The 11,875-nt window shown below is 71.2% G+C and carries 11 protein-coding genes and 2 pseudogenes; 9 read left to right on the top strand and 4 right to left on the bottom strand.

Translation table 11 applies throughout. From position 1 onward, the window contains the following. Positions 1-839 precede the first annotated feature (839 nt). Entirely contained in the window at positions 840-1,715 is an 876-nt protein-coding gene (locus ACF059_RS31240; protein ID WP_392063845.1) for a hypothetical protein, read from the top strand. Between the two features lie 131 nt (positions 1,716-1,846). Here the strand turns inward: ACF059_RS31240 and ACF059_RS31235 are convergent, their stop codons facing one another. Next, complete coding sequence (locus ACF059_RS31235; protein WP_392063842.1) at positions 1,847-2,053, bottom strand: hypothetical protein; 207 nt, start codon at positions 2,051-2,053, stop codon at positions 1,847-1,849. A gap of 146 nt (positions 2,054-2,199) precedes the next feature. On the opposite strand from ACF059_RS31235, the gene ACF059_RS31230 reads away from it, so the two are divergent. From ACF059_RS31230 to ACF059_RS31220, 3 genes are all read left to right on the top strand, one after another. Then, on the top strand, positions 2,200-3,522 hold the full coding sequence (locus tag ACF059_RS31230; protein WP_392063839.1) for a DUF2254 domain-containing protein: 1,323 nt from the start codon (positions 2,200-2,202) through the stop codon (positions 3,520-3,522). A gap of 33 nt (positions 3,523-3,555) precedes the next feature. Then, positions 3,556-4,392: a cupin domain-containing protein gene (locus ACF059_RS31225; protein ID WP_392063836.1), complete on the top strand. Its 837-nt coding sequence runs from the start codon at positions 3,556-3,558 to the stop codon at positions 4,390-4,392. Between the two features lie 396 nt (positions 4,393-4,788). Further along, positions 4,789-5,118 (top strand): hypothetical protein, encoded by a 330-nt coding sequence (locus ACF059_RS31220; RefSeq protein WP_392063833.1) that lies wholly within the window; start codon positions 4,789-4,791, stop codon positions 5,116-5,118. Between the two features lie 534 nt (positions 5,119-5,652). On the opposite strand, the gene ACF059_RS31215 is transcribed toward ACF059_RS31220, so the two are convergent. Continuing rightward, on the bottom strand, positions 5,653-6,102 hold the full coding sequence (locus ACF059_RS31215) for an SRPBCC family protein (RefSeq protein WP_392063830.1): 450 nt from the start codon (positions 6,100-6,102) through the stop codon (positions 5,653-5,655). Between the two features lie 122 nt (positions 6,103-6,224). Between ACF059_RS31215 and ACF059_RS31210 the strand changes: the two are divergent. From ACF059_RS31210 to ACF059_RS31190, 5 genes and pseudogenes are all read left to right on the top strand, one after another. After that, positions 6,225-6,701: pseudogene (locus tag ACF059_RS31210) on the top strand (hypothetical protein); the annotation flags it as partial. 261 nt (positions 6,702-6,962) lie between these two features. Beyond that, on the top strand, positions 6,963-7,367 hold the full coding sequence (locus ACF059_RS31205; protein WP_392063951.1) for a nuclear transport factor 2 family protein: 405 nt from the start codon (positions 6,963-6,965) through the stop codon (positions 7,365-7,367). 265 nt (positions 7,368-7,632) lie between these two features. Continuing rightward, positions 7,633-7,776: pseudogene (locus tag ACF059_RS31200) on the top strand (nuclear transport factor 2 family protein); the annotation flags it as partial. 124 nt (positions 7,777-7,900) lie between these two features. Beyond that, on the top strand, positions 7,901-8,833 hold the full coding sequence (locus ACF059_RS31195) for an alpha/beta hydrolase (protein WP_392063827.1): 933 nt from the start codon (positions 7,901-7,903) through the stop codon (positions 8,831-8,833). After that, a complete protein-coding gene (locus tag ACF059_RS31190; RefSeq protein ID WP_392063824.1) occupies positions 8,830-9,702 on the top strand; it encodes an NAD(P)H-binding protein in 873 nt (290 codons plus the stop codon). The genes ACF059_RS31195 and ACF059_RS31190 overlap by 4 nt, the downstream gene beginning before the upstream one ends. Before the next feature lie 126 nt (positions 9,703-9,828). Here the strand turns inward: ACF059_RS31190 and ACF059_RS31185 are convergent, their stop codons facing one another. Continuing rightward, positions 9,829-10,716: an oxidoreductase gene (locus tag ACF059_RS31185; RefSeq protein WP_392063821.1), complete on the bottom strand. Its 888-nt coding sequence runs from the start codon at positions 10,714-10,716 to the stop codon at positions 9,829-9,831. Between the two features lie 120 nt (positions 10,717-10,836). Continuing rightward, the gene (locus ACF059_RS31180; RefSeq protein ID WP_392063948.1) at positions 10,837-11,832 is read right to left on the bottom strand and encodes a helix-turn-helix domain-containing protein; all 996 of its coding nucleotides are present in this window, start codon (positions 11,830-11,832) and stop codon (positions 10,837-10,839) included. Between the last annotated feature and the right edge of the window lie 43 nt (positions 11,833-11,875).

Below are 11,875 nucleotides of genomic sequence, written 5' to 3'. Positions count from 1 at the left end.
GGATCCCGAACTCGACGGGCCCGCGGTGCCAGAACGTGCGAGGACCGGCCGGCACCACGGCGCCACCGGTCTTTCTGCAGAACTCACACGGTCGGAGGTGTCGTAGGGGTCACCACGGCACCGACCGGACCACACACGTCCTGACCCAGGCTGGACAACGCCGCCCCGGGCGCCTCAGAGATCCAGAACCTCTAATTGCTAACGAATTAGAGGTGTCGTCGTGGCGATGGGGCTTGCCCACCGGGCCTGACCAGGCACGAGGCTCAAGATCACAAAAGGGAGGGTCCCACTCCTGGTCACACCTCCGGTACAACTCCTAGCCCACCTCTACAAGCAACCCTCCAGCCGCGCTCCGGTGCAACTGTCACAGGGCCGCGTCCACATGGGCTTGTCCACCTTGCGCAGCGCACCGGACGGCCGGCGTCTGACTACCCCTGCCGGCGGTAATGAAGGTCGTGGCGCCGGAGACGTCCGTCCAGTCCTCCAGCCACTCCCTGGCCTTGTCCGGGTCGGTGGTCATCGGGCACAGCGTCCACGGGGCGGTCAGTGTGCGGGCCGCGAAGAGGGCCTCCAGGCGTCGGCGGCGCTCGGCGTAGGGCAGGGCCGGCAGCTCGATGCCGCCGACCTGCAGGACGTCGAAAGCGGAAAAGGGCCGGCAGCTTCTCGGCCAGCGCGGGAGCGCTGCGCGTGCGGGCGGCAGCGCAGCGCTGCAACCCCCTCGAACGACAGGGCACCGGCCTCGCTGTCCCACACGAGCAGCGCATTGCGGTTCCCGTCCTCAAGAAGGTACGGCTCGCGGTGACCTTACGAACTCCTCTGCAAGGTCCTACCTTTGAGATATGACAACTCATCAGCCCGGCCCGCTGGCGGAAGTTGTGGCACCCGTGACAGCGGGATGGCGGCTGCTGTTCGTGCCCAGCCGGGCCCGCGAGCTGGCTGCCTCGCTCGGCGGGAGCGTCATGGTTCCCCCGGTGGTCGCAAGCCCACTTCTGCTACCCGCTCTGGTGGTCGCCGTGATCACGGGGAGCTCACTCGTCTGGGGCGGTTTCTGGGTCCTACTGACGCTCACGGTCGTCGCAGTGATCGTGCTCACCGTGGCCATGATGTACGTCACGCTCTCCATGACGGTGCGGTGGGTCGAGCTCCGCCCCCTGGGATCTCCGGCCCAGGTCGTGATCGCCCGCTTTCTGCGTTCGTCGACCATGGCGATGGCTGATCTGCAGCGAGTCGTCGTCATAGAGCGACTCAGTCTGGGGCAGCGACAGTCGATCAAGGTGGTACTGCATACCCGCAGCGAGGCGGTGGAGTGCGAACCGGGGACGTCCGCACCGCTGGCTCGGGTCGACGCACCGGCGCTGACCGCTTGGTTGACCGAGCAACTCGGCCAGGTCCACGTGGCGGTGGAACGTCAGACGGAGGTCAAGCGCGACTTCCTGCGTCCGGACGAGTGGTGGACCCAGTCTTACATCGCCGAGCTGTGGGGAGTATCCGTCGACGAGGTCGACGACATAGCCGCCTGGCGCGGCGTCGAAATCTACAGGTACACGCCCCGGGCCGCCGCGCTGTACAGCCCTGCCACTTCGGTCACCCTCTACGACCCGGGCCGGGCCTACGAGGTCGCCGGAGAACTCCGCGCAGAACGAGCCGCCGGCCAGGCCGCTGACAGCGTGGCAGCCCCCGGCCCGTCCGAGGACGACGCAACGGATTCCCGCTGACTGGGTCGGGCCGGTCCTGACCTGGCTCGGAGACTGCACTCCATGAGCGAGTGGTCGGATGGCCTCGCCTGCGTGGTGACGAAACCCATCGGACCAAACCCCAAATCCCCAGTGACCGGGCACGGGCACGGTCAAGGGATGAGCCCTGCCCCGCGTGTGGTCGTCTCTCCGCCGGATGCCAAGGAAGCGGGCGCCGCGTCCGCTGCGACGGCGAGATCCTCGGCGGTGTCCTCGGCCCCGCCGACCTCCTCGAATTCCTGCGGCGCGCCGACCTGGACACCGACGTCGTCCGGCTGGACGATCCGCTGGTCCGCCGCCGCACCAGCGTCCGGCGGCATGGCCCTTGTCGCTGGGCGTCCGGTGACTTTGCCCTAGTCCGGCGCACCCTCACTCGACGGACCGGCGGCTTCACCGCGACAACCGGTGGTACGGCACCACACGACCAGTGCTTTCACAGAGCCTTCAAGACGCAGGTTGCCCATGAATGCAGGCTTTCTGCCGTTATCTTCCCTCTATGAGGCCTCTGCCCGGATTCAGGACGTCGCGCGGCTTCCCGCAGTGGCGGGAGCATCTGCGGGACACGCTGTGGTTCGCGCCCACTGCCGGGCTCATCGTGACATTCGTCCTGTGGGACATCGCCCGACTGGGGGACGCCGAACTGGCCAAGATCCTCGCCGATGCCGGGACCGGGGTGCGGGACTTCACCGACGACGCCAAGACGATCGTCACCACCGTCAGCCAGGCGATACTGACGTTCCTCGGAGTCGTGTTCAGCATCTCGCTGGTGGCTTTGCAGATGACCAGTGGTCAGCTGACACCGCGGGTGGTGCGGATCTTCGTCCGCAGCCGTATCACCAAGGCGACCTTGACCGTGTTTCTGTCCACGTTCATGTTCTCGCTCTTGGTCCTCAGCTCATACAACGACCCGCTCATCGAGGAGCGCACCGCACCGGTGCCGCTCCTGCAGTCGCTGTTGACGCTCGCGCTGGTCGGCCTGAGTCTGCTGCTGTTCATCGCGTATGTGACCTCCACGGTGCGACTCATGCAGGTCGGCCCGGTTGTCGACCACATCACCCGCGAAGCCCTGCACGCCCTCGACCGGCTGCCGGCACCCGCCGGAGCACCGCCGCAGCTCCCGGAACAGACCGGCCTGATCGCCTACCAGGGGCGGCCCGGGGTCCTGCGCGCGGTGGATGTGAAGCGGCTGGTGCGCTGCGCCCGCCAGCACGGTGTGGTGCTGCGGACGATTCCGCGAGTCGGGGACTACCTGCTGCCCGGCATCCCACTGCTGGCGGTACACGGCGGTCGCGGCGCGCCCCCGGCCACCGTGGGACACGTGACGTGGGTGGGCAGCGAACGCAGCGCCCTCCAAGACAGGGGATTCGCCCTCAGGCAGCTCGCCGACATCGCGCTGCGAGCGCTGTCCGCGGCGGTGAACGACCCGACGACCGCGGTGCAGTGCCTGGACCACATCGTGCACCTCCTGGCAACCCTCGTCACACAACGACTGGGACCCGTCGCCCACCACGACCGAGCTGGCCAGGTGCGGCTCGTGCAAGCCGCACCTAGGTGGCCGGAGGTCGTCGACGTCGGCATCGCCGAACTCCGTGCCGCTGCCGTCGGCCAGGCCCAGGTGACCCGCCGTCTCCTCGCCGGCATCAACGACCTCCTCGCCCTGGTCCCCGAAGGACGAAGAGAACCTCTGCTCGGGCACAAGACCCTGCTCGAACGGGCCGTGCACCAAGCGCACGGCGACCACGCCGAACGTGCCTTCGCGCTACAACCGGATCGCCAAGGCATCGGCTGATCCCACTGCAACGGACTTCCGCACCGACCGGCCATGATCCGGCGTGCGCAGCGCGTGGATGGTGCGGGCATGTCTCGTATCGCCCGGCCCGATCCCTGGTCTCAGCGTCTCTGCCGGTGGTCCACGACGGCCGCCCGTGTCCGACCGGGCCCTGGAGAGCGAATGCCGGAGTCCGCCCGTGGGGCGAACACGGGGCAGCCGGGTGCCCGAGACGGCCCTGTTCCGTACCCGGGGCTGCTCGGAGGTGCCGCCCGTCGCCGCGGCCTACGAGGCTCCGGCGCAGAGGACTGGTACGGCAGCGGCCCGAGCGCCCGGGGCACGGCGGTTGATCCGTACGGCCGACACAGACCGGTCCACCAGTGCCTGATGGAATTCAAGACGGCCGTGCCCGCACGTCGCTGCCTACCACGACGTCGTGCCGGGCAAGATTTACCCATGGGCGTGATCTCTCCCCTTGTGCAGCACCTCCGACTCGAGCCGCACCCCGAGGGCGGCTGGTTCCGGCGGACCTGGCAGACCGTACCTGAAGCCCTCATGGACACCTCCCGAGGCTCCCGCCCCTGCGCGACCGCCATCTACTACCTCCTCCACCCCGGTGAGACCTCCCGCTGGCACCGCGTACGTTCGGACGAACTGTGGCTCTGGCACCGGGGCGGACCTCTCACCCTGCGCGTGGGCGGCACCGGGACCACACCCGACAAGGAACCCGCCGCCACAGTGGTGGGACCAGATATCGAAAGCGGACAGCAGCCACAATTTCTCGTGCCGAGCAATGTCTGGCAGACCGCAACACCGGCCGGTGACGAACCCACCCTCGTCTCCTGCGTCGTCGCTCCCGGCTTCGACTACGACGATTTGGAACTCCTGTGATCCACATAGCTGAGGCACGGGCGTTCCGCACGGAAGTGCTCGGCGGCGGTGTGAACGGCGGAGTCCGAGGGGCGCGCTGGCCGTGGCCGGAGGGACGGCTTAGGAGCCGAATCTGACGCTGGGGGGAAGAGCGCCACAAGTGGGACATCGCCCTGACAGCGGCCAGCTTCTTCGTGCCGGGCGCCGGCGCTGCCGTCTGGGCCTACCGCGCTTACCGCATCGTCCTTGTCGCGCGTGCCGCGAAGGGCATGGGCGGTGGTCTCCGCGCCGGCTGCGCCAGGTCCTGGCTGGCGGGCCGCATGTGGCGCAACAAGCCGTCGCAGAAGTGGAAGACTAGCTACCACGTCTACCACCGCCGCCGGGGGTGGCGCCGGTGGTGGTGAGGGAGGCACGAGGATGAGCCAGGACTACTCCACCCTGGACGGACTGCTAGGCATCGGCGCCGACGCCGAGGGCCGCGCCTTCTACCTGCGCGTGGCCGCAGGCAAGATGGCGTACGACCGCAGCGGCGAGACCTTCGGCTACATCCAGGTCATCCGCCACGACACCGAGGCCCCCGGCAGGCCGGCGGACGCGAACGACATGTTCGAGACCGACTGCCTGGAGGAGATCACCGACGAGCTGCGCCGCGGCGTGCTCGACTGGTACGACGAGCTGCTCGAGTTCCGTACGCCCACCGCGGAGGAGCTGGAGACGATCCGCTCCGCGACCGGCTGGACGCAATAACCCCGCGGCCCGGCTGCTCTGAACGCCGACGGCCCTGGCCTGCACCACGTGGTGCAGGCCAGGGCCGTCGGCGTTCCGACTCCGCCCCGGTCCAGCCCCCGATCCGCGCTGCCCTCCGCCACCAGCTCCGGGCATACCGGCACCACGTCCCGGATGTCGCGGCTCCCCCCCGGCGATCGTGACGCCCCGCCAGGAGTGTTCGGGACCGGCTGCCGTCAGCTGCTCGGCAACCTGCCGGGCGGCGTCGGGGCGCAGGGATACCGTGCGGCCGACCGCGCGCAGCTGGCCCTGGTGGTCGTTGCGGCCGACCGAGCAGGCGGACAACTGGCTCCGGGTGACCCGGTCCCCCCGGACGCCGTAGAAGGCATCGGATACCGGGCAACGCAAGGGCGGGGCCAAGGGGGCGCACCACGCCCCTGGCCCCGCCGTGTTCCCGCGCCTCGGGTCTCGCCGCCCAGCTTCCCATCTGTCCCTGGCCGGGAGGATGGGCAAGGGTGCCGGGGAGGCTGGTGTTCACCCCCAGCGAGGCCGCCGTCAGACTTCGCCGCGCCAGGAGCCGCTCTCGCGGCCGCGGTCCTCGATGTACTCCTTGAAGCGCTTCAGGTCACCGGTGATCTGGCGCTTGACGACCCCGAGCTTGTCGCCGACGTTCTCCGCGAAGCCCTCCGGATCGTAGTCCAGCTGCAGCATCACCTTGGTCTTGTTCTCGTCCAGGCGGTGGAAGGTCACCACACCGGCCTGCTTCACATCACCGCCCAGCGTGGTCCACGCGACCCGCTCGTCGGGGATCTGCTCGGTGATCTCCGCATCGAACTTCTTGGTCACCCCGCCGACCTTCGTGACCCAGTGCGTCAGGGTGTCGGTGCGCTGCTCAATCCGCTCCACTCCGTCCATGAAGTGCGGGAACGACTCGAACTGCGTCCACTGGTTGTAGGCAGTGCGTACGGGGACGTCGACCTCGACGGACTCTTCGACCTGCGACACAGGAACATCCTTCCTTTTCGCCGGCCGGGCAGTGCCCGGCCGTACCCGGGGAGCCCTTCCCCTGCACATCCCTGTGCCCCCGATTCCCGCGCCCATGACCCCCGAACAGACGTCCCAGCGAAATGGTCCGTCGTTACGGTGCGATCACGACAGGCGTAGTCATGCCGCCGTGCGGGCAGAAGTACTGGACGGTTCTGGATGACGATCTGGAGGTCGTCGCGGTCGCCGATCAGTGGCTGCGGAACCTTCGATTCCGTCGAGACCGGGCCGAGCTCACGACGAAGGCGTACGCAGGCGGGGCCGCGCTATACCTGCAGTGGTACCGGATCACCAGCCACTGCTGGACACAGGCGGGTCGGGGCCTGGTGGGTCTTCGGCCTTCTCGCGGCGCGCGTCATCCGGCCCGAGGCCCCGGTGGGCCGCGCCCTCGCGGCACTCGGGCGGCGCTCCCTGTGGGCTGCCTGTTCCAGTCGAGGGCCTGGCTCCTCCTGCTCCTCCCCTTCACGCTCGATCTCGCCGGGCGGAGCTCCCGGCCCACGGCGACCGTGCTCGTCGTCGCCGTGGCCGTCTGGCTCGCCTCGGTGCTCGTCACCCTGCGCCTCGACGACCGAGGCCGGCCCGGGCCTGCCGAAGTCGTGCTGCGGCGCCTGACGTACGGCGGACGGGCCCGGCACCGTTCCCACGCCGCGGCCGCCGTGCCGGACGCCCGGACGGGCCGCCGATCCGGCCACAGGCCGAACGAGTGCCGGGAATCGCGTGTGGAGACGCGACGGCGAGAAATCGGGGACGCGACGACAACTCGGTCCGGCGACGGCCCGGCAAGATCGGAAAGACACCCTCCAAGGCCAAGGAACACCTTCATGGACCGACTGGACGTCATCGACACCTGCAACCGCATGGCCTGGTACGCGGACCGGCGCGACTGGGACGCGCTGGCCGACGTGTTCGCCGACAAGGTGACGCTCGACTACACGAGCCTCAACGGCGGCGAGCCCGTCACCCTCGCCCCCGCGCAGATCATCGAGGGCTGGCGGGCCGGACTCGGGGCCTACGCCGCCACCCAGCACCTCCTCGGCAACCACCTGGTCGCAATCGACGGCGACACCGCCGTGTGCACCGCCACCTTCCAGGCCACCCACCTCAAGAGCGAAGACTCCCGCTGGACGCTCGGCGGCGACTACCGCTTCGACCTGGCCCGTACGGGCGCGGGCTGGCGCATCACCAGCGTGGTGATGACCAGCGTCTGGAGCGACGGGGAGCGATGAGGACCTCCGCCTCGGCCGGGCTGGCGGCGGCGAGGACGGCGGCGGCTGCGCTCGCCCTGGTCGCCGCCGGCGCGGCGGCCGGTGCGACGCGCCACGGGAGACCGCGCGCGCGAGGCCGCCACAGCGCCCGCGCCCGCCGACGGCCCCGGCACAGCACCGGCCGTCACCGCACCACCCGTCACCGCATCCGCCTCCCCGGCCTCTTCTCCCCCGGCCGGCGCCCGCCGTCTCGCACGCCCCGCTCCACCCCGCCGCCCGGCGCCATCTCGACGCCGTGGCGGCCCGGGACGCCGACGCCGTCGCCGCTACCTTCGCCCCGGACGGCCTCGTCGTCGACGTCGGACGCGAGATCAGCGGCCGGGACGCCATCCGGCGCTGGGCCGCCGCCGAGGTCGTCGGTGGCGCCTAGACCCTGCTCGACCCCCGGCGGGACCACCTCCGCTTCCGCCCGGCGGCGCGGGCGACGGCTTCCTCGCCCGCTACCGCCTGAACCTCACTTACGGACTGATCACCCGAGCCACGTGGGAGTACGCATGACTCAGCCCCTCAAGGTCGCCTTCGACAGCGACGGCGTCGCCCTGACCGGAAACCTGTTCCTGCCCGACAGCGCCGCCACGGCCGGAAACCTGTTCCTGCCCGACGGCGCCGCCACGGCCGGCCCGCTGCCCGGCGTCGTCGTCGCCGGCACCTGGACGAGCGTGAAGGAGCTGATGGCCGACCGGTACGCGGAGCGGCTCGCCGCCCGCGGATACGCCGCGCTCTCCTTCGACTTCACCGGCTTCGGCGAGTCCGAGGGCGCGCCGCGCGACGTCGAGAACCCGGTCCGCAAGGTCCGCGACATCCACCACGCCGTCACCTTCCTGGCCGGTCACGAGGCGGTCGACGCGGACCGTCTCGGCGCCCTCGGCATCTGCGCGGCCGTGATGTACATGTCCGACAACACCGCGAGCGACCCCCGGGTCCGGTCGCTCGCCCTGGTGGCCCCCTGGCTGCACGACGCCGAGATCTGCGAGGCGGCCTACGGCGGCGCGGAGGCGGTCGCCGAGCGCGTCAAGGCCGGCCTGGAGGCCCGCGCGCAGTACGAGGAGACGGGCGAGGTCGCCTACGTGCCGGTGGTCTCCGCGACGGACGAGCGCGCCGCCATGCCGTACGACATCGACTTCTACCTGAACCCCGAGCGCGGCGGCATCCCCGCCTGGCCGAACCGCTTCGCCGTCATGTCCTGGGCGGACTGGCTCACGTACGACGCGGTCGCGCTGGCGCCGCGGATCGACCGGCCCACCGTGTTGGTGCACAGCGAGGACGCGGCGATCCCGGACGGCGCCCGCCGCTTCCACGCCGGGCTCGTCGGTCCGAAGGAGATCCTGTGGACGGAGGGCACCCAGTTCGACTTCTACGACTCCGAGCCGCAGGTCACGATCGCGGTCGACACCGTGGCCGCGCACTTCGCCCGGACGCTCTCGTGATCCTCGTCGCCGGAGCCACCGGAAACGTCGGCGGAGAGGTCGTCGAGGCCCTGGCCCGCGCCGGGGAGCCGGTGCGGGCCCTGGTCCGACGGCCCGGGGGGCCTCCGGCCGGCCGGCCGGAGGAGACCGGGCACGCGGACACGGTCGAGCAGGCCGTCGGCGACCTGAACGAGCCCGACTCCCTCGTCCCGGCCCTCGACGGCGTCCGCGGGGTGTTCCTGCTCCCCGGGTACCGGGACATGCCCGGGCTGCTCGACCGGGTGCGCCGGGCCGGGGTGGAGCGCATCGTGCTGCTCTCCAGCCTCGCGACGGTCGCCACCGACACCCGTAACGTCCTGTCCGCCTACATGATCGACTCGGAGACGGCGGTCAGGGAGTCCGGGCTCGCCTGGACCTTCCTGCGCCCGAACGCCTTCATGTCGAACGCCCTGCGGTGGCTGCCGCAGCTGCGGGCGGGCGACGTCGTGCGGGACGCGTTCGGCACGGTGCCGGTCGCGTCGGTCGACCCGTACGACATCGCCGCCGTCGCCGTCCGCGCCCTGCTCGACCAGGGTCACGAGGGGCGCGTCCACGCCCTGAGCGGACCCGAACCGCTGCTGCCGGCCCAGCGCCTGGCGATCCTGGGCGAGGCCCTGGGCCGCGAGCTGCGCTTCCACGCCCTCGCGGACGGGGAGGGCCGGGCCGAGATGGCGGCGGCGGGCGTGCCGGAGCCGTACATCCGGGCGTTCTTCTCCTTCTACGGCGACGGCACCCTCGACGAGTCCCGGGTCTACCCGACCGTCGAGGAGGTGACCGGCAGACCGCCCCGCTCCTTCCGCGACTGGGCCGCCGCCCACCGCGCGGCCTTCGCCCGGCCCGGGGCGGAATGACCGCGGCTCACCTTCGGGCGGCGGCGTGCGGCTCGTGCGCCGCCGCCTCCGGGTCGAAGCGCCGCGGGCGGACCGGCGAACGCGACGGAGCCCTCGCCTCGGGCGAGGGGCTCCGGCCGTGCGCGGTCAGTCGTCGGCATCCTCGAGGTCGTCGAAGTCCGTACCGCGGCTGAGCGCCTCCCAGGCGAGGGCCTGCTCCAGGGAGAGGTCGGCGTGCTGGGCGATCGCGTCGAACGCGTCGTTGCCGAGGGCGAGCCGGAGCGGGGTGTTCTCGCTGTCGAGGGCCTTCAGGATGGCGGCCGCGGCCTTGGCCGGGTCGCCGGGCTGCTTGCCGTCGCGCTCGGGCAGGCCCGTGCGGACGGCGCCGACGGTCTCGGCGTACTCCGGCATCTCGGCGGTCTGGCCCAGCGCGTCGCCACCGGCGAACGAGGTGCGGAAGGAGCCGGGTTCGGCGATGAGCACCTTGATGCCGAAGGGGGCGACCTCGACGGCGAGCGCCTCGCTCAGCCCTTCGAGGGCGAACTTGGTGGCCGAGTAGGCGCCCACACCGGCGAAGGACAGCCGGCCGCCCATGCTGCTCATCTGCACCACCGCGCCGGACTTGCGCTCCCGCATGTGCGGCAGGACCGCGCGGGTGAGCCGGGCGGGACCGAAGAAGTGCAACTCCATCAGGTCGCGGAGCTCCTGGTCGGAGGTCTCCTCCACCGCGCCCACCAGGCCGCGCCCGGCGTTGTTGACCAGGACGTCGACGCGGCCGAAGCGCGCGACCACGTCGGCGACGGTCGCGTCCACGGCGTCGGCGTCCGTGACATCCAGGGCCACCGGGACCAGCCGGCCGGGGTACGACGCGGCGAGGTCGTCCAAAACCGCCGGCCGGCGGGCAGCCGCGACGACGGTGTCGCCCGCGTCGAGCGCCGCCTGCGCGATGCACCGGCCGAAGCCGGACGTGGCCCCCGTCACGAGCCACACCCTCCCGGGCGTGGGCGTGCCCGGAACCGGTTCGTATGTGCTCATGTCCCCCTCCTCTGCTTTCGGGCGTCACCCTTCGGGTGACGCACCGCGAGAATGCCCGGTAGCCACCCGTCCGTGTTGCCATTGCGTCCGCTCCGTCTTGACGATGCGTCGCGGTCCGCGTCAGGACCGACCGGAGAGGGCCTGGTGGCGGAAGTCGCGGGGAGAGATTCCGTACGCGGTGCGGAAGGCGCGGGTGAACTGGGAGGCGCGCGGTATGCCCCACCGGGCGGCGAGCACGTGGAGGGGCCGGTTGCGCAGGGAGGGGTCCGCGAGGTCGGCGCGGATGCGCTCGAGGCGCTGGGAACGGATCCAGGCGGCGACCGTCTCCCCCGGGCACTGCTCGCCGAAGACACGGTGCAGATGGCTGAGGGAGATGTGGTGTGCGGCGGCGACCGTCCCGGGCGTCAGCTCCGGGTCGGCCAGGTGCTGCTGGATGAAGGTGCGCACCTGCCGGATCAGGACCTCGTGCCGGGTCTCCGCGGGCAGGGTGTCCTCGGCGTCCAGGAAGTGGGCGAAGCAGGCGGAGACGAGGCCGAGGGTGACCTCGCCCAGGCGCGGCGCGTCGGCGGGCCGAAGCACGTCCGCCTGCCGGTCGAGCCCGAGAAGGAAGTCGGCGAGGAGGACTCCCGGGCCGGTCCGTACCGAGAGTCCGCGCCCCAGCAGCCGTTCCACCTGGCCCTGGGGCAGAGGTAGCAGGGTGCGGGGCAGGTCGACGCCGACGCCGGCGACGGTGCCCGGGCGGCCGTCGGACGTAGGGCGGGTGTCGTGCGCCAGCGCCTCGCACGCCTGCCAGCTGGAGTCCACCAAGAGCCCGCGGGGGCCGATCGTGGCGCTTGCGCCACGCTCCTGAATCTGCGTCAACCCGCCTGCGGTGAGCAGGGACAGATGGTAATACTCGGAGTCGTTGCGGCGGATCCGGCGGGCGTTGCGCCGGAAGCGGGCGGGCGAGAACGAGGTGCGCCACACCGTGACGGGCCCCAGCTCGAGCAGACGCATCTCCGCCCGGAAGCCGGCGGCATGGGGGCTGGTCGTGTCGTTCGCACGACTGCGATCGATGAGTTCCCTCCAGCTGTCGAACCGTTCGCCCACGGGAACGTCGTCGGTGCGGAATTGCATGCCGATCACTGCTGCCTTCTCCGTCCTCCCCCGGAAGGGGCTG

Source organism: Streptomyces sp. NPDC016562 (assembly GCF_043076955.1).
In the GTDB taxonomy this organism is placed as follows: Bacteria; Actinomycetota; Actinomycetes; order Streptomycetales; family Streptomycetaceae; genus Streptomyces.
Note: the sequence above shows the minus strand (reverse complement) of the source record. Positions and strands in the feature narration are given on the sequence as shown.